The following is a 24,928-nucleotide window of genomic DNA, read 5'->3' on the forward strand; positions in this document are numbered from 1 at the left end:
AAATAAATTAAGGAGTTGTGTATGAGTAAAAAGTTTACGCTCATTCCGTTAGTTGCTGCCCTGTTTTCGGGTTCTTTATTCGCTTCCGTGGAAGCGGCAAAACTTGAAGACTTGCCTGTACTTAAACAAGAAAGTCAACATGGCACTGCCAGCAAACGAGTGGCTAACTTATTTGCTCGTTCACACTATACACCGGTTCGATTTAACGATGCGCTTTCTAGCAAAGTGTATGATCGTTATATCGAATCCCTTGATTTTAATAAAAGTGTGTTTTTAGCAAGCGACATTGCTGCGTTTGAAAAATACCGCAACGATTTTGATAATGCTATTACCACCGGTAAGCTTGACTTTACGTTTGATATTTTTAACTTAAGCTTAAAGCGCCGTTTTGAACGTTATGATTACTCTTTATCACTACTCGATAAAGAAATGACGTTTGATAAAGACGATGAATACTTTTTTGACCGTGAAGATTCAGCATGGCCAGCATCGCAAGCTGAGCTTGATGAAATTTGGCGTGAACGCGTTAAATACGATGCCTTACGTTTAAAAATGACAGGCAAAGATTGGGAAGGGATCAAAGAGGTCCTTACTAAGCGTTATAAAAATGCACAAAAACGTTTAGTGCAAACAAATTCAGAAGATGCATTTCAAATTGTAATGAACTCGCTAGCGCGAAGCATTGAGGCGCATACGTCGTACTTATCGCCGCGCCGCGCAGAACAATTTAAAATGGATATGGACTTAGAGCTTGAAGGCATTGGCGCCGTTTTAAGCCCAGATGAAGATTACACCGTTATTCGTAGCTTAGTACCAGGTGGTCCTGCCGATAAAACAGAGCAGCTAAAAGCTGACGACAAAATTATTGGTGTTGCCCAAGATCAAAAAGAGTTTGTTGATGTTATTGGCTGGCGTTTAGATGATGTAGTTGATTTAATCAAAGGTCCTAAAGGCACTAAGGTACGTTTACAGTATCTTAAAGGCTCTGATGCACATGGCACGCCTAAAGTAGTTGAAATCACCCGTGATAAAATTCGCTTAGAAGATAGGGCGGCTAAATCTGAAGTATTTGAAGCGAGTTATTCAAATTTAACTTCAAAAATTGGTGTTATTGAGATCCCAGGCTTTTACAACAATCTTTCAAAAGACGTTAAAGTTGAATTAGCTAAACTTAAAGAAGAAAACGTAGACGGTATTATTATTGATTTGCGCCAAAATGGCGGAGGATCATTATATGAAGCTACACAGCTATCAGGCTTGTTTTTTGACCAAGGTCCGGTTGTTCAAATTCATACATTAAATAACCGTATTGAAGAGCAAAAAGACCGTGACGGAATTACCTACTACGATGGCCCATTAACTGTTTTAGTTGACCGTTACAGTGCTTCAGCCTCTGAAATTTTTGCCGCCGCAATGCAAGACTATGGCCGCGCAGTAATTATAGGCGAGCAAACCTTTGGTAAGGGAACGGTTCAGCAGCACAAAGGCTTAGGTCGTGCGTACGATTTATACGACAACGACTTAGGTAGCGTACAATACACGATTGCTAAGTTTTACCGTATAAACGGCGGTAGTACCCAGCATAAAGGGGTTATTCCTGATATTTCATTCCCTTCGGCGATAGACCCAGCAGAATGGGGCGAGAGCAAGCAAGATAATGCATTGCCGTGGGATAGCATAGTACGAGCTAAGTATAATAGGCAGGGTAATTTAACGCCTGTAATCACTTATCTTGAAAAACAGCACGAAGTACGTATTAAGTCAGAGCCAGAGTTTGGTTACGTATTTGATGATATTGCCCGTTACAATGAAGAGAAAGACCGCAAAACTATTTCTTTAGTTGAAGCAGACCGTATTAAAGAAAAAGATGAAAATGAAGCACGTACTCTAGCGCGCACTAATGAGCGTTTAAAGCGTTTAGGTAAAGAGCCAATAGAAAACCTAGATGATGTACCTGAGGTAATTGAAGAGCTTGACCCTTTCTTAGAAGAGGCAGCACTGATCACTCAAGATTACATTAACTTTGGCCGTATCGCTAAAAAATAAACACGTGTTTACCCCGTTTAAAAGGCGCTTTTTGCGCCTTTTTTGTTACCTAAATTTCGCTAAATTGCTATAATCGCGAATTACTAAATTGAGTTACATTACTGTGGCTTAAAAAAAGCACTGATACGCTAAAAATAATAAATAACCACGCCACGATATGTGGTGTGCAGGAGTCACTATTTTGAAGCCTTTAGAAAAACCGATTAAACCCGCCTCGTTTTTTGATGCACTTGTTCCTATCACTGTTTTAATTTGCCTTTTAGGCGCAGCGGTATATTTATTTGGCGATAATTCGTCATCAGGTCCTAACCAAATAGCGTTATTATTTGCCACCTTTGCTTCGGCACTAATAGGGCTAAAAAATGGCTATACGTGGAAAAAGCTTGAAGAAGCCATGATTGAAGGTATTACCTTATCATTGGGGGCTATTTTAATTTTATTAATGGTGGGCGCCTTAATTGGTACTTGGTTGTTGTCGGGTACCGTGCCAACGCTCATTTACTATGGCTTACAGGTTATTAACCCAAGCTGGTTTTACGCCGCAAGCTGCTTAATTTGTGGCATTGTTGCAATGAGTATAGGTAGCTCTTGGACCACAGCTGCCACCATAGGTGTGGCGCTTTTAGGGGTGGCCACCGGGTTAGGGCTTGATCAAACTGTGACGGCAGGGGCGGTTATTTCGGGTGCTTACTTTGGTGACAAACTCAGTCCGCTTTCTGAAACTACTAACTTAGCACCGGCTGTTGTAGGAGCTGATTTATTTGAACATATCCATCACATGTTATGGACTACTGTTCCTAGCTTTGTCATTGCATTAATCATTTTTATATTTATGGGCTTTAATGCAACGGCTTCTAACGAAGCCGGCAGGATTGACGAAATAACAGCGATTTTAGAGCAAAACTTTAATATTGGCTTTGAAATGTTAATTCCATTAATTGTGCTGCTAGTTTTAGCTATTAAAAAAATGCCAGCGTTTCCGGCAATTTCAATTGGCGCTGTGATTGGTGCTGTGTGGGCAATGTTGTTTCAGTCTGACTTAATTGCGACACAAATCGACCTTTCTCAGGGTGAGTTGGTTGGTTATTTTAAAATTATTTGGACGACTTTTTTCGATGGTTTTAGCATCGACACGGGTGATGACAAAATGGATTCACTACTCAGTGGTGGCGGAATGGCAGGTATGTTAACTACAACATGGCTGATCATGACGGCTCTTATGTTTGGTGCCATTATGGAAAAAACCGGCTTATTAGATATTTTTGTTAAGAGCATTTTAAAAATTGCAAAAAGCACGGGCTCGCTTATTACATCAACCATTGCTACTTGTGTGGGCACAAACTTAATAGCGGCTGATCAATACATTGCTATTGTAGTGCCAGGTCGTATGTTTAAAGAAGAATATAAAAAGCGTGGCTTAAAGCCCGTTAATTTATCGCGTACTTTAGAAGATGGCGGCACAATAACAAGCCCGCTAATTCCGTGGAATACCTGTGGTGCGTACATGCAAAGCGTTTTATTAATAAACCCATTTGACTATGCCTTGTATGCTTTCTTTAATTTAATTAACCCTTTCTTAGCCATTATTTATGCGTACGTAGGCATTAAAATTTTACGCATTGAACCCAAGCAATCTGCTTAAATCTAAATAGCTCCTTTTTAAGGAGCTTTAGTTGGAGTAACTATGACTGTTTCAGCAAAGCCAAAAGCGCAATACTTAAAAGACTACACTGCGCCTAATTTTTCTATAGAGCACACTGAACTCACTTTTGACTTACAACCACTAAATACAAAAGTGACGGCGCTACTAACACTTAAAAGAACAACAAATCAAAACTCAGCGCTTGTGTTAGATGGCATAGACTTACAATTAGTGGAGCTGCAAGTAGACAATGTTGCTTATACTAATTATAAGATTGAAGGTGAGCACCTAATCATTAATGATTTACCTCACACATGCCAGCTTAAAATTGTTACTGAAATTTCTCCTGATACAAATACCTCTTTAGAAGGCTTGTATTTATCTGGTGGTGCGTATTGCACGCAATGTGAAGCGCAAGGTTTTAGAAAAATAACCTACTTTTTAGACCGCCCTGATGTGTTAAGCACGTATGATGTGACGATTATTGCTGATAAAAGCTTTAAGCATTTACTGTCAAATGGTAACCAAATTGACAGTGGTGAAACAGCTGATGGCCGCCATTTTGCTAAATGGCAAGACCCATTTAAAAAGCCAAGTTACTTATTTGCCTTAGTAGCGGGTGATTTTGATGTACTAAAAGACACTTACACAACAAAAAGTGGTCGCGAAATTGAGCTTGCGTTATTTGTTGATAAAGGTAATTTATCTAAAACACCACATGCAATTAACTCATTAAAAAAAGCCATGCATTGGGATGAGACACGCTTTAACCTAGAATACGACTTAGATATTTACATGATTGTTGCCGTAGATTTTTTCAATATGGGAGCAATGGAAAACAAAGGGCTAAATGTATTTAATAGTAAATGCGTATTGGCTAACCAAGAAACCGCCACCGATAAAGATTATCACACGATAGAGTCGATTGTTGGTCATGAGTATTTTCATAACTGGACGGGTAACCGTGTTACCTGTAGAGACTGGTTTCAGCTATCGTTAAAAGAAGGGCTCACAGTATTTAGAGACCAAGAATTTAGTAGCGATTTAGGCTCACGCGCACTTAACCGCATTGATGCCGTTAAAGTAATGCGCACACATCAGTTTAGTGAAGATGCGGGGCCAATGGCGCACCCAATTCGCCCTGAAAAAGTTATCGAAATGAATAACTTTTATACCGTAACGGTGTACGATAAAGGGGCTGAAGTTATCCGAATGATGCACACCCTGTTAGGTGAGGTTAACTTTCAAAAAGGGATGCAGCTTTACTTTGAACGCCATGATGGTCAAGCGGTTACCTGTGATGATTTTGTTGCTGCAATGAGTGATGCTTCAGGCATAGATTTAACGCAATTTAAACGTTGGTATAGCCAATCAGGTACACCACGATTAAATGCAACACAGCACTATGATCACGATAAGCAACTTTATACTTTAACAATTGAGCAATCAGCTCCGCTAAATCAGCCAGATAATAAGAGCCTGCACATTCCATTTGCCATCGAATTATTAGATGAAAATGGGCAAAGTATTGCACTTACTTATCAAGGTGAAAAACGCGACCACGTGCTTAACGTAACTGCGCCAACGCAAACGTTTTACTTTGATCAAATACCTGCTCGCCCAGTGGCTGTGTTACTTGAAGATTTTTCAGCGCCCTGTATTTTAAGCCAGCAAAATTCAGAACCTGATTTACTGCATATTATGCGTTTTGCGCGCAGCGATTTTTCGCGTTGGGATGCGCAGCAGCAATTATTTATTAATGCAGTTAAGCAAGCAGCTAACGCACCTGAACACGCAACATTAAGTGAAAACGTTATTAATGCACTACGTGTGTTAATAAGCGCACAAAGTGGCGATTTAGCACTGGTAGCAGAGCTTATAAAACTGCCAAGCTTTGACACCTTTGCCGCTGAGTTTGACATAATTCCTGTTGACGAAATCATTACAATCACAAGGTTGTTTGAGCAACAGATTGCCGAGCAATTATCTGATGAACTTTTACATTGTTACAGTTCGTTAGTAGATGATGGCAGTATAAATCCAGATGCAGTGGCTATAAGAGCGCTTAAAGGTGTTTGTTTACATTACTTAGCTAAAATACCTTCTGAGCAAGTTGACCGCTTTATTAAAGAATCGGCAGATTCACCGAATATGACCAATGTTTTAGCCTCATTAAGTGCGGTAGTAAAAGCATCACACCCATTAAGAACAACGTTGTTAGATCATTTTGATAGCCAGTGGCGTCATGATGTTTTAGTTATGGATAAATGGTTTGCGCTGCAGGCTATGCAATCCGGTGATGATGCTATTGAGAATATAAAAGCGTTGTACGCGCATCCTAGCTTTGATTTTTCAAACCCAAATCGTGTACGCGCATTAGTGGGCAGCTTTAGTCATTTTAATACCGCACAATTTCACCGAAAAGATGGTGAAGGTTACGCATTATTAGGTGATTTACTTATTAAACTAAACGCGATTAATCCGCAAAATGCCTCTAGAATGTTAACGCCTTTCATGTCGTGGAAACGCTTTGACACAACCCGCGCTCAAGCAATGAAAGCACAGTTGCAACGCTTAGCAAACCTTGAAGGATTAAGTGCTGATTTATATGAAAAGGTTGAAAAAGCGCTTAATTAAATGATTGAGTATTACTTTTCTTTACACCTGAGCTATAACAAATGCATGGACTACTACCATGGTCGTTTTAGCTCAGTACAAGTGGTTGAGGATAACGGTAAAACAATACGTTTTGCCGCCTCGCACTTACGCCCTTACATTTCATCTATTGGAATAAGAGGGCGTTTTAGACTTTTACTTACCCCCGAGAATAAATTTATTCGCCTCGAACGTATCGCCTAACCTGCTGTTTTTATGTTATAGATACATAAAAATATTATCTTTTTGTTAATTTCAATTTGTTCTATTGTTAATTTACGTGTATAAATTATCTGGTATGACGTCTTACCAATACGTAAACGTCAGCTCAAAAAATATAAAAATTGATTGAACGCGACCATTTGTAATTTTTTATAATCGCTTCTATCGTTAAGATTACACTAAAAACAATAACTTGATCACACATAATTACCCACGACAGGGGGGATACACAATGATAAGAAGATCGCTTTTTGTTAAAAACAAAATAGCTATAGGTTTAGCAGCCGCAAGCTTAGGTTTATCTGCAGCAGCGAATGCAGCAAATTTTGAGGTAGGGGGCTTTGATGTCACCTTCGACTCAACTTTTTCCTATGGTCAAAGCGTCCGTGTTGAAGACAGAGATTTCGACATTATTGGTAAAAGCAATAATCCTGCATTTGATTGGACTGGGTATAATCCTTCATTAAATACAATTTATTCTTCTCAAGATGTTTGGGCTCAACCAGGTTCTTACTCTAATAATGGCGATGCAGGTAATCTTAATTTTGATAGCGGTGATTCGTTTTCAAAATTATTGAAAGGAACACACGACCTTTCAATTAGCAAAGATAACTACGGCTTATTCACACGTTTTATGTACTTTTACGATTTTGAGTTAATGGATGGTGATAGAGCCTACGTTAACCCAACCTCAGGACAAGGCGTAGATCCATGTGATGATGACGACACAAAAGAGCAAAGCTGTGCCGACATCCGTTTATTAGATGCTTACGTTTGGGCAAATTTTGACTTAAACGATGGCAACAACCCGCTGTCAATTCGCCTTGGTCAACAAGTAGTTAACTGGGGTGAGAGTACACTTATCTCTCATGGTATTAACGTAAACCCGGTCGACATTGACCGCTTAAAAGCGCCAGGAGCTGAGCTTAAAGAAGCATTTATTCCTGTAGGTATGCTTTGGGCGTCATTAGGGATCACTGAAAATATTACTTTAGAAGGTTTTTATCAGTACCAATGGCACGAAACACGCCTACCGGCTGCGGGTACTTATTTTTCTACCAATGACTTTGCAGCAGAAAACGGCTATCAGCAAAATGTACAGTTAGGTTTTACTTCAAACCCTGACATTGATATGGCCTTTTTAACCGACAGCCTTAATAACCTTTATACTAATTTTGCTCAGGTAGCCGCAGCACAGGGTATTGACCCAACAAGTGCTGAAGGCCAAGCCCTGCTTGCAAACATGTATTTAGCTCATCCAACTAAAGTTGCACTTAAAGGTAAAGGCGATAACGGTAAAACAGAGCCAGATGACGGCGGCCAATATGGTTTACGTTTAGGTGTATTTTTACCAGAGTGGAACGACACCGAAGTGGCGTTATACCACGTTAACTACCATAGTCGACGTCCGCTAATTTCTGGTCGTGTATCTAACTTTTCGCAAGCTGCCATCGCACAAGACCTAGCGATGATTGCAACAACAGAAATTACAGATGACAACGTAGCAGATTTAATTGCGTTTTCAAAAGCAGAAAATGATTACCCAGAAGATATTAAACTTTACGGTTTAAGCTTTAACACCACAATTGGCGAAACTGCGTTTGCTGGTGAGTTTGCATTTCGTAAAGACGAACCACTACAAATAGACGATGTAGAGCTACTTTATACCGCCATGCCTGAACAATTGGCGCTTGCCGGTATTCGCCCAGACTTTGCGGGTATTTCGCAAATGAGTTTTGGTGATGCGATTAGCTCTGTAGCGGCAGGTGAAGTTGCACAAGGTTATATTGAACGCGACACATCACAAATTCAGTTTACTGCAACACATTTATTTGGCCCGTCATTAGGTGCTGATAGTTGGGCTGTAGTAGGTGAAGTAGGTGCTGTGAAAATTCATGATATGCCTGATTACGACGAAATGCGTTTAAATGTGTCGGGTACAGGTCGAAGCGGTGTGATCACCGGCCCAGGCACGACTGACTACACAACATTACAACTAGGCCTTTCTAATGGCCCAGAAGAAAAGTCGTTTGCAACGGCATCATCTTGGGGTTACCGCCTAATTGCTAAAGGTGATTACTTTAACCTTTACAATGGTATTAACTTCTCTCCACGATTTGTATTTTCTCATGATGTAAACGGTAACACACCTGATCCTATGTTCTTGTTTATTGAAGACCGTAAATCGTTGGGTGTAACGATGAACTTTAATTACCAAAATGCATGGTCACTTGATGTGAGCTACAACTCATTTTGGGGTGGTGGCGATATCAATACTTTCTCAGATCGTGACTACGTTTCTTTCAATTTAAAATATTCAATTTAGGGGTAATATTAGTATGATTAAAAAACCTACCCTCATCGCTACCGCTTTGTGTAGCATGTTTTTAAGTTCAGCGGCAATGGCAAAAATGAGCGCTGAAGAAGTTGCACGTTTAGGACAAGACTTAACGCCATTTGGCGCAGAAAAAGCAGCCAATGCTGATGGGTCAATTCCAGCGTGGAATGGCGGTATTACATCTGCACCAGAAGGTTATGAACCAGGGATGCACCATTTAGACCCGTATTCTGCGGACAAAGTGTTGTTTACAATTGATAAAACAAACCTTGATAAGTACAAAGCTAACTTAAGCCCTGGCCAAATTGCTTTATTTGAAGCATACCCAGATACGTTTAAAATGCCTGTTTATGAAACGCGCCGCTCTGCGTCTTACCCACAGTTTGTATACGATGCAACAAAAGAGTTTGCTGCAACGGCTGAGCTTATTGAAGGTGGCAACGGAATAAAAAATACCGCAATTGGTATTCCATTTCCTATACCTAAATCTGGCTTAGAAGCTATTTGGAATCACTTATTACGCTATCGTGGACAATCAATAGAGCGTTTTGGTGGACAAGCTGCACCCACCGCATCGGGTTCGTACAATTATGTAGGCTTTGATGAACAACTATTGGTTAAATATTCAGATCCTAAAGCGACTCCTGCAGAGCTTCAAGACTCAAACATTTTGTTTAAATTTAAGCAAAAGGTGACAGAGCCAGCACGCCTTGCCGGTACAGCGCTACTTGTACACGAAACTATGGATCAAATTTTAACGCCTCGCCAAGCGTGGACATATAACTCAGGTCAGCGTCGTGTTCGTCGTGCACCAAATGTTGCATATGACGCACCAGGCACAGCCGCAGATAGCTTACGTACTACCGATGATTTTGATATGTTCAATGGCTCACCTAACCGTTACAACTGGACGTTAAAAGGTAAGCAAGAGCTATATATTCCGTACAATAGCTACAAGCTACACAGTGATAAACTAGAGTACGACGATATTTTAAAACCAGGCCACATTAATCCAGAGCATACGCGTTATGAAAAGCACCGTGTATGGGTTGTTGAAGCTAACTTAAAAGATGATACACGCCATATTTATAAAAAACGCGTGTTTTATATTGATGAAGATAGTTGGCAAGTACAAGTGACCGATATTTATGATAATCGCGACCAGCTTTATCGTGTAGCAATGGCATATGGCTTAAACTACTACGAAGTACCTACGCAGTGGAGTACCTTAGAAGTGTATCATGATTTAAATTCGCGCCGTTACTTAGCTATTGGTTTAGATAACCAAGAAAAAATGTACGACTTTTCAGAGTCGTTTAACGATAACGAATTTACTTCAAGCGCATTACGCCGTGAAGGTAGATAACAACGTAATATGCAGCTAACAGCCCGTTAGCTGCTTTTTTCTTTCTCATCGCGTTTGTCTATACGACACGCAGGATTTTCCTCAGCAAACAGACAAACAATTCTTCAGTTCAAGGCGATTAAAATTTATGAAGTATTTGGTATATGCCAGCCTGATCATAAGCGGTGCGAGTATTGCACAAGATGCACCTCAGTATGCTATTAGCGCAATCAACGCAAATAAAACCCTACTAACTGATATTACCAATACAGGTGCAGGTTTAGTGGCTGTAGGTAAGCACGGTACGGTAATAACAAGCAAAAACGCTGAGCAATGGCAGCAAGCGCAAAGCGTCCCTACACAGGTATTGCTAACGGCTGTCGATTTTTCTAATGAAACTCATGGGTGGGCATGCGGGCACGATGCCACCATAATTAATACCACCGATGGTGGTTTAAATTGGCAATTACAACAAGCAAAGCCAGAGCTTGATAAGCCGTGTTTAGATATTTACTTTGAAGATGACTCAAATGGTTTTGCTGTGGGTGCTTATGGCATGTTTTATCAAACCAGTGATGGCGGCAAGCACTGGCATAAACGCTTTTTAGATTCTTTACTGTTTAGTGAAGACAGAGAGTATTTGAATGATTTAAAAGAAAATGATCCTCAAGGCTACGAGGCTGAAACAGCATCTATACTCCCTCATTTTAATCGTATTGAAAAAACAGACAGTGGTTTGATGTTAGTCGGTGAAATGGGGTTAATGGCCAAAAGCAGTGATAATGGCCAAACATGGCAACGCCTTGATGAAATTTACCCAGGTTCTTTTTTTGCGGTAGCATCAGATGCGCAGCAAGAGATTGTGGCAGGGCTCAGAGGAAATGTATTTGCTAAAAATAAAAATGAACAACAATGGCAACATTTTGAAAATGTTAAAACGGCCACGGTTAATAACATTATAAATTATAATAATGAACATTGGTTACTGCTGGCAAATAGTGGTGTGATCTTTCATTTAAAAGACGGCTTACTTACACATGAACAACGCCCCGATGGTAAAGCTATTCTTGATGGCGTAATAATTAATAATAAATTGGTCATGGCAACAGAAGATGGCATTAAAGTGAAGGAGTTGAACCCTTAATGCATACGTTTTTAGATTTTTTAGAAAAGGCGGTGTTTAGACACCGTACTATCATGTTGATCGCTTTTGCGCTAATCACATGTTTTTTAGGCTATAAAGCCACTCATATTGAATTAGACGCCTCGTTTAACAAAAATATTCCGCTGAATCACGAATACATGAAAGTGTACACCAAACACGAAAAACAATTTGGTGGCGCAAATAGCATTTTAATTTCGGTGTGTGATGACAGTGGCAACATTTTTAACCCCGAATTTTTCACCCAATTAAAAGCAGTACACGATCAACTGTATTTTATTCCTGGTGTAAACCGCCCATTAGTTAACTCTATTTTTGCGCCCAGTGCGCGCTTTGTCGAAGTTGTTGAAGATGGTTTTGCTGGCGGCCCAATCATTCCTGCAAACTTTAAAGCTGACCAAAAAGGTTTAGCGGTAGTTAAAGAAAACATTGAAAAAGCAAAAGTAGTAGGGCGAATGATTGCCAGTGATTATTCATGTGCCATGGTGACCGCGCAGCTACTCGAAACCGACCCGCAAACTCAGCAAAAGCTAGATACACTCGCATTTGCAGATAAATTAGAAACGCAAGTAAGAGAGCCTTTAAGTACAGATAAAGTCAGTATTCATATTATTGGATTTGCCAAAATGGCCGGCGATATTGCTCAAGGGGCAAAAGGCGTTGTGCTATTTTTTGCTATTGCCATTGGTTTTACCTTTATTATGGTTTGGCTATTTTGTGGCAGTTTAAAGCTCACCATTCTACCTATAGCGTGTTCAATTATTGCCGTAATCTGGCAAATGGGTTTGCTGTCGAGTTTAGGTTTTGGACTCGACCCTATGTCTATATTGGTGCCGTTTTTAGTATTTGCGATTGGTGTAAGCCACGGCGTGCAGATGATCAACGCCATTGGTAAAAAAGTAGGCGAGGGCAAAAGTACCCGCATTTGTTGTCAATCAAGCTTTAGAGCATTACTTGTACCTGGTGGTATTGCGCTGCTTTCAGACACGGTGGGCTTTTTAACCCTGCTGACTATTGATATAGGTATTATTCGTGAACTTGCGATCACAGCAAGTTTAGGTGTTGCGGTTATTATATTTACTAATTTAATTTTATTGCCAGTGTGGGCCTCGTATATGAATTTTGCCAACACTGTGCATATTCAATCAGGCGATGCGCAAAAGCCAAATATGCTAGATGTGATACGCGATTTATTAGTAAAAGCCACAGACCCTAAAACCGCAAGAATGATTATTGGTTTTACGCTGGTGTTATTTGCATTAGGTTACTGGCAAGCAGATAAAATGCGAATTGGTGATTTACATGCAGGTGCGCCTTCGCTGCATCAAGATGCTCGCTACAATCAAGATACTTTTTTAATATCGGACAAATACACCATTTCGTCGGATATTTTAAAAGTGATTGTTGAGGCTTACCCAGCGGCGTGTACAGAGCACGATGTGATGGCGCGCATTAGCCGTTTTCAGTACAAGGTAGAAAACGTGCCAGGCGTACAATCGGCGGTTAGTTTAAGCTCTGTGGCGCAGTCGGTTAACGCAGGTTACAACGAAGGTAACTTAAAATGGCAAAGCTTACCGCGTAATTCAGCCAGCTTAGTGCAATCAACAGCCCGTGTAGAAACAAGCACAGGATTACTCAATGGTGATTGCTCAGTCATGCCGGTGATTATATTTTTAGATGATCACAAAGCAAATACAATCGATACCGTTATTCAACGTGTTAAGCAATTTGCAAAAGAAGAAGGCACAGACAAGTTAGCCTTTAAGTTAGCGTCTGGGCCTGTAGGGGTGATGGCGGCAACAAACGAGTCTGTTTCCGCGGCGCAAATTCCGATGATGCTTTACGTTTACGGCGCAGTTATTATTTTGTGTTTGTTAAGCTTTAAGAGCGTAAAAGCGACAATTGCAGTGGTATTACCTCTGTATATTGTATCAACTCTTGCACAAGCACTTATGGTGCAATTAGAAATTGGCTTAACGGTATCTACATTACCTGTTATAGCCTTAGGTGTAGGTATTGGTGTGGATTACGGTATTTATATACTTTCTTCGATGATGGGCCAACTTAAGCAAAACGTACCGCTGAGCGTGGCGTACCGTAATGCCCTTGTTGAGCGTGGCAGTGCTGTATTGTTTACCGGTATTACCCTTGCGATAGGTGTTAGTACGTGGATATTCTCTGATCTTAAGTTTCAAGTAGATATGGGAATACTGCTTACCTTCATGTTTTTAGTAAATATGTTAGGTGCGGTACTGCTATTACCCGCAATTGGTAGTCTGCTGTGGACCGACCAGAAAAAATAAAATGAATAATTGTGCTCCTAAATGACCTGTAATGGTCATTTATATCTATATTTTGTGAATAGATGACCAAATAGCTGAAATGCTTAAAATGTTTTCATCGAAAAGGCTGTTTATTAGCGCTAAAAGGGTTAGAATTTAACTGACTCCACGCTAATAAATGGCTGTACAAATATTCTGCTTAACTAAAAGCAGTAATAGATTAAGGAACATACAATGACACGAAATGAAGGCCAAGCCTCGGTTATCCTAGATAATGTCTGTAAGCTTATCCAGAAAAAAGTTCACGCTGATAATGTGTTACTCGTTGAGAAATTCGCCAAAGCCTTGTACAGCAATATGTCTAAAGAGGATTTGGCAAATCGCAATGATAGTGACCTATACGGTGCTGCACTCAGCCTTTGGAATGCACTAGAAAAAAACACCACGGACGACGCAGTAATTCGCGTTTTCAACCCTGAAGTAGCAAAAGATGGCTGGCAGTCATCACATACAATTGTAGAAATTATTGCTAAAGATATGCCATTTTTAGTCGATTCTGTTCGTATGGCTATGACCCGTGAAAATATAGCTTCTCACTTATTACTTCACTGCCCACTAAAAATTCAGCGTGACAATAACGCTAAAATTTCTGGTTTATCAAATTTAAAAGCAGAGCAAGAATCGACCTCTACTAAAACAGTGTTCTTTATTGAGATTGACCGCCAAACCGATGCATCTGTTATTGCTTCTTTCAAAAAAGAGCTCGAATCAGTATTGGTTGATGTTTCTATTGCGGTAGATGATTGGCAGCCAATTCGCGAAAAATTAGTCTCTGTTACTAAAGAAGTACCCAAACGTAAGCACAATAAAAATAAAAACGAAGTATCTGAAGCCGTAGAGTTTTTAGATTGGCTGGCTAAAGATAACTTTACTTTAATGGGTTATCGCGAGTACGAGCTTACCCCTGTACAGGGTGATTACCAGTTAAAAGGTAAAATGGACACAAGCCTTGGCCTGATGAAAAATTCAACCGATGAACACACACGTTTATTATCTGAATTACCAGAATTTGCTCGCCAAGAAGCCCTCAGCAGTAACTTATTAGTATTAACAAAAACGAACTCTGTATCGCGCGTTCATCGCCCAGCGTACATAGATTACGTTGGTATTAAACGCTTTGATGATGAAGGCAATGTGGTTGGTGAAGACCGTTTTATCGGCCTATTTTCATCAAGCTTTTACAATAACAGCGCAGCAGATGTGCCTGTTCTAAAAACTAAAATTAACCGCATTATGGATATGTGTGACTTTGCTAAAGGCACCCATGCATACAAAGCGGTACTTAATATTTTAGAAACGTACCCACGTGATGAATTAGTTCAAGCTCGCGAAAGCGAGTTACTTGAAGTAGCAATGGGTGTTTTACAAATTCAAGAGCGTGACATGTGTCGCTTGTTTGTTCGTAAAGACGCCTACGGACGTTTCTTCTCTTGTATGGTGTACGTTCCGCGTGAGCGATATAACACAGCGCTGCGCCGAGAAACACAAGACATTTTAGCTAACGCCTTTAATTCTGACGAAAAAGTCGAATTTACTACCTATTTCTCTGAGTCAACACTGGCGCGTACACATTACACCGTTCGTGTGACCGATAACAATATCGAATATAACGTGAAAGACATCGAAAACAACCTAGTAGAAGCTGCTCGTACATGGGAAGATAAATTACAATCTGCACTGTTAGAGTCAGCAGGGGAAGCCCGCGGTAATGAGCTAAATCGTAAATATTGCAACGCGTTTGCACGCTCTTACAAAGATGAAGTACTACCGAGTGCTGCGGTTGTAGATATTGAGAAACTAGAATTGTTAAACGACGAGAACAAGCTAGAAATGCTGTTCTACCGTCCGCAAGAAGAAGCTAACAGCAATATTGTACGCCTAAGCTTGTTCCATAAAGATGAGCCAATTCACTTATCTGATGTTATGCCAATGCTAGAAAACTTTGGTTTACGCGTTATAGGTGAAACGCCATATTCTGTTAAAACAAGTGATGGTCGTATCAATTGGATCATGGACTTCTCTATGCTGATTGACAGCAAAGGAATGGCCGACTTTGATAAGATTTCTGCTCGTTTTCGCGCTGCATTAACTAATGTATGGGGCAACCGCCTTGAAAACGACGGCTTTAACCGCTTAGTATTAATGGGTGGTTTAACAGGTCGTGAAGCCTCTATATTACGTGCCTATGCAAAATACATGCGCCAAATTGGGGTTACCTTCTCGCAGACCTACATTGAGAGCACGTTTGCAAATTACCCGCATATTGCTGCGCAAATAGTTAACTTATTTGCTAAAAAATTCTCAGTAAAAAGCCCTGCAAGCCCTAAAACACTTGAGAAATTAAGTGCACAAATTTACTTAGAGCTTGAAAACGTAGCGAACCTTGATGATGACCGTATTATACGTTTATACGTAGATATGATTGTGGCAACACTGCGTACTAACTACTTCCAAAAAGATGAAACAGGTCAGTTTAAATCTTACGTGTCGTTTAAAGTACAGCCTAGCTTAATTCCTGATATGCCGCTTCCGCTGCCAGCATTTGAGATTTTTGTATACTCTCCGTGTGTAGAAGGTGTGCATTTACGTGGTGGTAAAGTTGCTCGTGGTGGCCTTCGTTGGTCAGACCGTCGTGAAGATTTCCGTACTGAGGTACTGGGCTTAGTAAAAGCGCAACAAGTTAAAAACACTGTAATTGTTCCGGTAGGTTCTAAAGGTGGTTTTGTATGTAAGCAGCTACCAAGTGAACGCGAAGCCTTTATTAAAGAAGGTCAAGAGTGTTACAAAATTTTCATCCGTGGTTTATTAGACATTACCGATAACATTGAGCGTGGTGAAATTGTACCGCCAGCTAATGTAACGCGTCACGATGAAGACGACCCATACTTAGTAGTTGCAGCCGATAAAGGTACAGCTACCTTCTCTGATATTGCTAACGGTATTGCTAACGAATACAACTTCTGGCTAGGTGATGCGTTTGCATCAGGTGGTTCAGTAGGTTATGACCATAAGAAAATGGGCATAACAGCAAAAGGTGCATGGGAGTCTGTTAAACGTCATTTCCGTGAAATGGATATTGACTGTCAAACTACCGACTTCACTGTGGTTGCTATTGGTGATATGGCCGGCGACGTATTTGGTAACGGCATGTTATTGTCTAAGCACATTCGTTTACAAGTCGCGTTTAACCATATGCACATATTTGTAGACCCTACACCAGATGCAGCGACCTCTTACCCAGAGCGTGAGCGCTTGTTTAACCTGCCTCGTTCATCATGGGAAGATTACAATAAAGATCTGATTTCAGCGGGTGGTGGGATTTTCTCTCGCGCAGCTAAATCGATTTCTTTAAGCCCAGAAATGAAAAAAATGCTTGGCACTAAAAAAGCAAGCATGACACCGAACGAGTTGATCAAAGCCTCATTAATGATGGAATTTGATTTACTGTGGAACGGTGGTATTGGTACTTACATTAAAAACAGCCACGAAACAGACGCTGATGTAGGGGATCGTGCAAACGATGCGCTGCGCATAAACGGTAAAGACCTAGGCGCTAAAATATTAGGTGAGGGGGGTAACTTAGGTGCAACCCAATTAGGGCGTATCGAGTTTGCAGCCAAAGGCGGGCGTGTAAATACCGACTTTATTGATAACGTAGGCGGTGTTGCGTGTTCAGATAACGAAGTAAATATTAAAATTTTACTTAACGGCTTAGTTTCAGAAGGGGATTTAACACGTAAACAACGTGATGAGTTACTTTACTCTATGACCGACGAAGTATCTGAACTTGTACTTAAAGATTGTTACCGTCAAACACATACATTGTCGATTACACAGTCTAAAGGTGCATCAACTCTTAAAGAGAAGATCCGCTTTATTCATGCCCTTGAAAAAGAAGGCAAGCTAAACCGTGCAATCGAGTTTTTACCAACTGATGAAGAGTTGGCAGAGCGCGCTGCAGCAGGTAAAGACCTAACACGTCCAGAGCTTTCAGTATTAGTTTCGTACGCTAAAATGGTGCTTAAAGAGTCTTTAGTAACAGATGAAATTACTGAAAACCCTTACTACCGTCAGCTACTAGTTAAGTCTTTCCCGCGTCCACTGCGCGAAAAATTTAACGACGCGATGGATAATCACCCACTGCGCAAAGAAATCATTGCAACAAAACTGGCGAACAATATCGTTAATGACATGGGCTTAAACTTCATGGTACGCATGAACGAAGAGACCGGTGCTAACGAAGCTGAAATCGCAATGTGCTACTCAATTGCAAGTGAGATTTTTGAAATGCGTGAAACCTGGTCATCAATCAGCGCGCTAGATAATAAAATCCCAGCAGCAGTTCAAACCGAAATGCTGTACCAATTACGTCGTACTGTTCGTCGTGCAACACGCTGGTTCTTGCGTCATCGTAATAAAGCACAAACAATTGAACAAGCTATCGAGTTCTTTGCACCAACGTTTAAAGATTTAAGCGAAAACTTAAATACGTACATGCAAGACAAAGAACACGAATGTTTAACTGGTAAAGCAAATGAGCTAGTTGAAAAAGGTGTACCTAAGCAAATTGCTAAGCGTATTATTGACCTTTCTAGCCTGTTCTCTGTAATGGATATTGCTGAAATAGCGCATAATTCAGGCCGCAGTGTGGCGATGGTATCTAATACCTACTTTAAACTCGGCTCGCGTATGGGCTTACACTGGTTCTTAGATCAAATTACTAACCAGCCTGTTTCTAACCATTGGCAAGCACTTGCCCGTGCGTCGTACCGTGAAGAGCTTGATTGGCAACAACGTACGCTTTCTCATGTTGTGCTAAACAGCTTTGAAGGTGACGAAAACGATGTTGATAATCAAATCGATCAGTGGATGGCCAGCCAAGATCTGCTGCTACAGCGTTGGAAGCAAATGTTAGCTGAATTTAAAACCTCGCAAAGTCACGACTTTGCTAAGTTCTCAGTTGCACTGCGCGAATTAATGTTGTTAAGCCATAACTGTGATACATCAGGAAAATAATTTAGCTTTAATTGGTTATTTATTCAGTAAATAATCAGTTAATTGTTAAAATTGTTATACAATACCTCAGCCTAGTCTGAGGTATTTTTTTGTCTGTAATTTAAAGAGGAACAATTCATGTTTTACGATTTAGCCCGCCGTTTTATGTTCACCCGAGATGCTGAATGGGCACATGAGTTTGCGCTTAATAATTTACGCCGTTTTGCACACACCCCTTTAAACGCAGCTTGGTCACAACAACTACAAAACAAACCCGTTAATTTTTTAGGCCTTGAGTTTAAAAACCCTGTGGGTTTGGCTGCAGGTTTAGATAAAAACGCAGAGTGTATTGATGCCTTTAGCCAAATGGGCTTTGGTTTTGTCGAAGTTGGCACAGTTACCCCGCGCCCGCAAGCAGGTAATGATAAGCCGCGCATTTTTAGATTACCGCAGTCAAATGCCATTATTAACCGAATGGGCTTTAATAATAAAGGGGTCGATAATTTAGTTAATAACGTAAAAAATGCCAAGTACACCGGTATTTTAGGTATTAATATTGGTAAAAATAAAGATACCCCAAATGAGCAAGGTAAAGACGACTACATTCATTGTATGCGTAAAGTGTTCGAGCATGCTTCGTATATTACGGTCAATATTTCATCTCCAAATACCCCAGGGCTGCGCGATTTACAATATGGCGCCGCGTTAGATGATTTACTGCAAAGTTTAAAGAATGAACAGCTCGATTTAATTGCCAAGCATAATAAGCAAGTACCTATGCTGGTTAAAATAGCGCCAGATCTTGATCAAATCCAAATTGAGCAGGTTAGCGAGTCACTATTAACGAATCAAATTGATGGCGTAATCGCAACAAATACTACGCTTGAACGTAGTGCAGTAATGGGTCAGCAATACGCCGATGAGGCGGGTGGTTTATCTGGCAGCCCAGTAAGAGCGCGCTCTACACACGTTGTTAGCGAACTTAAACGTTTAACACAAGGTAAATTACCAATTATTGGTGTAGGCGGTATTGATGATGCACAATCTGCTCAAGAAAAGCTAAATGCAGGCGCAAATTTAGTGCAGGTTTATACTGGGTTCATCTACAAAGGGCCACAATTGGTAAAATCGATCGTTGATTCCTTATAAGGATCAGTTATGTAAGCTTTTGATCGTTCAATAAATGTTCTAAACAAATGTTTTAAAAATGGTCAAAAGCCGTTATAATCTAGTATTAATGTCTTAATTAAAAATAAATTTTTAAACAAGGAGGAGGCAAATGTTACAAGCAACAAAACAATGGCAGTGGATTGCATGTGCAAATAAAAACCGCTTACTACTTGATTTAAATGACGATATGCAATTATGTACACCGTATAAATTAAGACAACTCACCGACTGTGTATTTGAAAACCCGCGTTTTAGCTTAGAAGATGCTGCTTTTTATGAACAGGTATATAACTACTTAGATGGTTTTGAGCTGTATAAGCCTGCACAAATTTGCCAAATTGCGCTCAATGCCACCGCTGTAAAATTTCATTTAAAACCGGTACTGGCTAAAAGTTGGTTTTTTGAAGAGTACACAGGCACCCAGCCAAGTACAGAAGCCATCGTTAAACTTACCTCAAAAGCACAAACCGGTGAGTTTTTAATTGTTGAACATTGCCCTGATGCTTCAATTTGCCTAAACCTTAACGAAACATTCAAACTTGATGATAATTTGTCTCTTGAACAGTTTGAAGTTATCCGCGTTTTAAACAATCGTGTTCACCCTTTATTACTTGAGCAATATCACACTAAATCAGCTTAGCAAATTTACAAATCGAGCTGCGTTTATCAAGTGTTTGTCAGCCAACCTATGTTATAATCCTGCGCAATTAGCTATTAAGGGTTATTACTTTGCAATTTATCGCACTTACTTCTATCGGAATCGAAAATTTACTTGTTGATGAACTAACAGAATTAGGCGCCGTCGTGTCTAAACAAACTGTGGGTTCTGTTCGCTTTGAGGCAGATTCAACATTGGCGCAAAAGGTTTGTCTATCAACTCGTTATGCAACACGTGTGCTGATGCTTATTGAAGAAAAAGAAGGCGTTAATGATAAAGATAGCCTGTATAAATTTGCTCGTTTTCAGCCATGGCAAGAATGGTTTGGCCCTACCCAAACATTTGCTGTTGATTTTAATGGTACCAACGACTCTTTAAAAAATACCCAGTTTTCAGGCTTGGTAATTAAAGATGCAATTGTTGACTACTTTAACGATTTATACGAACAGCGCCCAAATGTAGATAAGCAAGATGCCAATGTGCGTGTTGTGGCGCGTTTAAATCGCCATGGTGTGGCTTTGTACATTGATTACTCGGGTCCTCGTTTGTCTGAGCGCGGTTATCGCCAAGGCCAAGGTAAAGCCCCAATTAAAGAGCACTTAGCGGCCGCGATTATTAAACGCAGTGGTTGGCTTGAAAATGTAAATCAGCCTTTATTTGACCCATGTTGTGGTGCCGGCACTATTTTAATAGAAGCGGCGGGCATGGCGCGTAACGAAGCACCTGGTTTATTTAGAGAAGGGTTTGCTTTTGAGCGTTTACCTAGTTTTAGAGCGGCCAAATTTAAACAACTGCGTGAAGAATTAATTGAGCAAATTACCGATCCTAAATTGTGGTTAATTGGCCACGATTACGATGCACAAGTTCTTGATAAAGCCATTGCCAATGCCGAGCGAGCAGAGCTGGGTAATGTTATTAAGTTTAAGCAAAGTGATGCAACTAAGCTTACCTCTGTTGCTAAATTACCCGGGGTGGTTATTTCTAACTTACCGTACGGCGAGCGTATTGGCTCTATGGCTGAGCTGGTAAACTTACACCGCAGCATGGGCGTGGGGTTTAAAAAGCACTTTAATCATTGGAAGCTTGCGTTACTAGGCATGGATGAAAGCCTATTTAAGCTGTTAAAACTGGTTAAACAAAAGCGTTATAAATTTAAAAACGGCCCATTAGATGTAGAACTAAATTTATATCAGTTAGATGATAAACAGGTAAGCCTGACAAGCGATGACAAACCGGCTCTTAATTTTGAAGGCTCAATGTCTTTTGCTAATCGTTTGAAAAAGAACAAACAAGGCCTAAAAAATTGGCTTAAACAAAACGAAGTAAAAGCTTATCGCGTATACGATGCTGATATTCCTGAATACAACGTAGCGGTTGATATTTACGGCGACTCTGCTGTTATTTTTGAATACGCAGCACCTAAAGAAATTGACGAAAAAACATCAGAAAAGCGTCTTCAAGATGTGATTAGCTTAACTGCACAGCAGCTAAGTATAGCGCCTGAAAACATTGTTGTTAAAGTGCGTAAAAAACAAAAAGGGGAAGAGCAGTACACCCCAATGGCTAAACAAAACCGCACTATGGTGGTGGAAGAATTTGGCGCTAAGTTTAAAGTAAACTTGTTTGATTACCTCGATACAGGGCTGTTTTTAGACCATCGTTTAGCGCGTCGTTATATTCAGCAAAATGCAAAAGACAAACGCTTTTTAAACTTATTTGCCTACACTGGTACAGCCTCTGTGCACGCGGCATTAGGGGGTGCAAAAGCAATTACCACCGTTGATTTATCAAAAACCTACCTTAAGTGGGGCCAAGATAACTTTGCGCTAAATGATATTAGCAATACCCGCTACCGTTTTGAGCAAGCTGATTGTTTAAAATGGCTAGAATACGCACAAGGCCAATACGATTTAATCTTTTTAGACCCGCCTACGTTTTCTAATTCTAAACGAATGAAAGACGCGTTTGATGTGCAAACCGATCATATAAAATTACTTACTTGGGTTAAAAAAATCTTGAGTCCGTCGGGTACATTAATTTTTTCTAATAACAAACGTGGTTTTGTAATGGATGAAGTAGGTTTGATGGGTTTAGGGTTAAAAGCTGAAAATATTTCAGAAAAAACGTTATCACCTGATTTCAAACGTAATAAAAAAATACACAACAGTTGGTTAATTACCCATGGCTAATTATGTTTTATACCACACCGATGGCTGTCATTTATGTGAGCAAGCCGAGCAGGTTTTATTATCGGTTTTGGATAAAAATAGTGAGCTTAAATTAATTGATATACTCACTGATGAGCAGCTAATAGCGCGTTTTCAGTTAAGTATTCCGGTATTTGAGAGCAAAAGCGGCCACCATTTGTATTGGCCGTTTGATGCACAAACAGTGCATGAATTTTTAGCGCAAGAATAAAAGAGCAGTATTTATGGATTTAATTAGAATACAAAAAGCGCAGTTAGCTTATGGTACGCACCCATTACTTGATGATGCTGATGCAGTGATAGAAAGCGGTGAGCGCGTCTGTATTGTAGGGCGAAATGGGGCGGGTAAATCTACACTTTTAAAAGTACTAGATGGCCAAGTTATTTTAGATGATGGTGAAATTAACCAGCTTGGCGGGATCAAAATATCTCGCTTAGAGCAAGATCCTCCTAAAGGAGCAAATGGCTCAGTATTCGATTATGTAGCGCAGGGTATGCCTGATATTGCTAATTTGCTGATTGATTATCATCATGTGAGCACGCAGTTACAAACCGATTGTACCGACAAACTGCTAAATAAGCTTGAGCGTTTATCTAACGATTTAGAAGCGTGTGACGGTTGGCGTTTTGATTCGCGTATTCAATTAGTACTAACGCGTTTAGAGCTTAGCCCAGATGCTAAATTAGAGTCGCTCTCAGGTGGTTGGTTGCGTAAAGTTGCTTTAGCACGTGCTCTTGTGAGTGAGCCTGACTTATTGTTACTTGATGAACCAACAAACCATTTAGACGTAGACAGTGTTAAATGGCTAGAGCAGTTTTTAAAAGAATTTAAAGGCGGTATTGTATTTATATCGCATGACCGTGCGTTTATCCGTGCTGTTGCAACACGTATTTTAGATTTAGACCGCGGTAAACTTATCTCTTACCCTGGTGATTACGCGACCTACCTTGAACAAAAAGCGCATGACTTAAAAGTAGAAGAATCACAAAATGCCCTTTTTGATAAGCGTTTAGCAGAGGAAGAGGCCTGGATACGCCAAGGGGTTAAAGCCCGTCGTACTCGTAACGAAGGCCGTGTACGTGAACTTAAACAGTTACGTGTTGAGCGCAAAGCCCGTGTAGAGCAAGTAGGTAAAACCGATTTTAATATTGAAACGGCTGACAGATCGGGCAAGTTAGTGTTTGAGGCAAAACACCTTAATCATGCATTTAAAGATAAAGTGATTGCTAATGATTTTTCTACCCTTGTTATGCGCGGTGACCGCATTGGCTTAGTAGGCCCAAATGGTATTGGTAAAACTACCTTACTTAAACTGCTGTTTGGTGATTTAGAAGCCGATAGCGGCCATGTTAAACAAGGCGTTAATTTAGAATTTGCTTACTTTGACCAATATAGGCAAAAGCTTGATGAAGAGGCCACTGTTCAAGATAACGTTGCAGAGGGTAAACAAGAGGTAATGATGGGCGGGCGTTCTCGTCATGTACTTGGTTACTTGCAAGACTTTTTGTTTCCACCGGCACGTGCGCGTACACCTGTAAAAGCACTTTCTGGTGGTGAGAAAAATAGGCTTTTACTTGCAAAACTATTTCTAAAACCCTCAAATATTTTAGTACTCGATGAGCCAACCAATGACTTGGATATTGAAACATTAGAGTTACTCGAAGAAATTATTAATCAGTATCAGGGTACTGTGCTTATAGTAAGCCATGACCGTGAATTTATTGATAATACGTGTAGTAGTGTTTGGGCGTTTGAAGGTGATGGAAAAATAACCGATATGGTAGGGGGTTACACCGATTACCAAGCTTATTTAAGTTATTTAGCCGAGCAGGAAAAACAGCAACAAGCACCAAAAAAAGACGTTAAACCTGCGCCTGTAGCCGCGACAAAGCCTGAAAACAAAAGCACTAAGCTTTCTTACAAATTAAAACTTGAATTAGAGCAACTACCCAATAAAATGGAACAACTTGAAGGCGCTGTAGAAGCGCAGCAAGCTGTAGTGAGCGATCCTGACTTTTTCAAACAAGATAGCGACGTAACCACTAATGCATTGAACCATTTAGCAAAACTTGAGTCTGACCTTGAAGCCGCGTTTGAGCGCTGGGAAGAACTTGAAGAATTACAGAATCAGTAGTAAGGATTAAA

At 40.3% G+C, this 24,928-nt stretch carries 14 protein-coding genes; all 14 read left to right on the forward strand.

Translation table 11 applies throughout. The features are described 5' to 3' along the window. Nucleotides 1-21 precede the first annotated feature (21 nt). The 14 genes from prc to uup all read left to right on the forward strand — a co-directional run bounded on the left by prc (nucleotide 22) and on the right by uup (nucleotide 24,917). Entirely contained in the window at nucleotides 22-2,046 is a 2,025-nt protein-coding gene (gene prc / locus NQT65_RS01830) for a carboxy terminal-processing peptidase (protein ID WP_256850354.1), read from the forward strand. 181 nt (nucleotides 2,047-2,227) lie between these two features. After that, nucleotides 2,228-3,688 carry a Na+/H+ antiporter NhaC gene (gene nhaC / locus NQT65_RS01835; protein ID WP_256850355.1) on the forward strand — a complete coding sequence of 487 codons (1,461 nt, stop codon included), beginning with the start codon at nucleotides 2,228-2,230 and terminating at the stop codon, nucleotides 3,686-3,688. 42 nt (nucleotides 3,689-3,730) lie between these two features. Next, the gene (gene pepN, locus NQT65_RS01840) at nucleotides 3,731-6,325 is read left to right on the forward strand and encodes an aminopeptidase N (protein WP_256850356.1); all 2,595 of its coding nucleotides are present in this window, start codon (nucleotides 3,731-3,733) and stop codon (nucleotides 6,323-6,325) included. After that, nucleotides 6,326-6,547: a DUF2835 domain-containing protein gene (locus tag NQT65_RS01845; protein ID WP_024033528.1), complete on the forward strand. Its 222-nt coding sequence runs from the start codon at nucleotides 6,326-6,328 to the stop codon at nucleotides 6,545-6,547. A 250-nt stretch (nucleotides 6,548-6,797) separates the two neighbouring features. Further along, complete coding sequence (locus NQT65_RS01850) at nucleotides 6,798-8,891, forward strand: DUF1302 domain-containing protein (protein WP_138685642.1); 2,094 nt, start codon at nucleotides 6,798-6,800, stop codon at nucleotides 8,889-8,891. Nucleotides 8,892-8,904: 13 nt separating this feature from the next. Further along, nucleotides 8,905-10,269, forward strand: a complete 1,365-nt coding sequence (locus NQT65_RS01855; protein WP_024033529.1) for a DUF1329 domain-containing protein — start codon at nucleotides 8,905-8,907, stop codon at nucleotides 10,267-10,269. 127 nt (nucleotides 10,270-10,396) lie between these two features. Next, nucleotides 10,397-11,392 (forward strand): WD40/YVTN/BNR-like repeat-containing protein, encoded by a 996-nt coding sequence (locus tag NQT65_RS01860; protein WP_256850357.1) that lies wholly within the window; start codon nucleotides 10,397-10,399, stop codon nucleotides 11,390-11,392. Next, nucleotides 11,392-13,713: an efflux RND transporter permease subunit gene (locus NQT65_RS01865; protein WP_256850358.1), complete on the forward strand. Its 2,322-nt coding sequence runs from the start codon at nucleotides 11,392-11,394 to the stop codon at nucleotides 13,711-13,713. The genes NQT65_RS01860 and NQT65_RS01865 overlap by 1 nt, the downstream gene beginning before the upstream one ends. Nucleotides 13,714-13,926: 213 nt before the next feature. Continuing rightward, the gene (locus tag NQT65_RS01870) at nucleotides 13,927-18,768 is read left to right on the forward strand and encodes an NAD-glutamate dehydrogenase (RefSeq protein ID WP_256850359.1); all 4,842 of its coding nucleotides are present in this window, start codon (nucleotides 13,927-13,929) and stop codon (nucleotides 18,766-18,768) included. A 117-nt stretch (nucleotides 18,769-18,885) separates the two neighbouring features. Continuing rightward, nucleotides 18,886-19,896 carry a quinone-dependent dihydroorotate dehydrogenase gene (pyrD, locus tag NQT65_RS01875; RefSeq protein ID WP_138685646.1) on the forward strand — a complete coding sequence of 337 codons (1,011 nt, stop codon included), beginning with the start codon at nucleotides 18,886-18,888 and terminating at the stop codon, nucleotides 19,894-19,896. A 130-nt stretch (nucleotides 19,897-20,026) separates the two neighbouring features. Next, nucleotides 20,027-20,557 carry a cell division protein ZapC gene (locus NQT65_RS01880; protein ID WP_024033533.1) on the forward strand — a complete coding sequence of 177 codons (531 nt, stop codon included), beginning with the start codon at nucleotides 20,027-20,029 and terminating at the stop codon, nucleotides 20,555-20,557. 89 nt (nucleotides 20,558-20,646) lie between these two features. Then, the gene (gene rlmKL / locus NQT65_RS01885) at nucleotides 20,647-22,764 is read left to right on the forward strand and encodes a bifunctional 23S rRNA (guanine(2069)-N(7))-methyltransferase RlmK/23S rRNA (guanine(2445)-N(2))-methyltransferase RlmL (protein ID WP_256850360.1); all 2,118 of its coding nucleotides are present in this window, start codon (nucleotides 20,647-20,649) and stop codon (nucleotides 22,762-22,764) included. After that, nucleotides 22,757-22,993, forward strand: coding sequence for a glutaredoxin family protein (locus tag NQT65_RS01890; protein WP_004586699.1), 237 nt, complete (start codon nucleotides 22,757-22,759; stop codon nucleotides 22,991-22,993). The genes rlmKL and NQT65_RS01890 overlap by 8 nt, the downstream gene beginning before the upstream one ends. Before the next feature lie 13 nt (nucleotides 22,994-23,006). Beyond that, nucleotides 23,007-24,917: an ATP-binding cassette ATPase Uup gene (uup, locus tag NQT65_RS01895; RefSeq protein WP_256850361.1), complete on the forward strand. Its 1,911-nt coding sequence runs from the start codon at nucleotides 23,007-23,009 to the stop codon at nucleotides 24,915-24,917. Nucleotides 24,918-24,928 lie beyond the last annotated feature (11 nt).

It is taken from the genome of Pseudoalteromonas agarivorans, from assembly GCF_024518735.1.
GTDB lineage: Bacteria > Pseudomonadota > Gammaproteobacteria > Enterobacterales > Alteromonadaceae > Pseudoalteromonas > Pseudoalteromonas atlantica.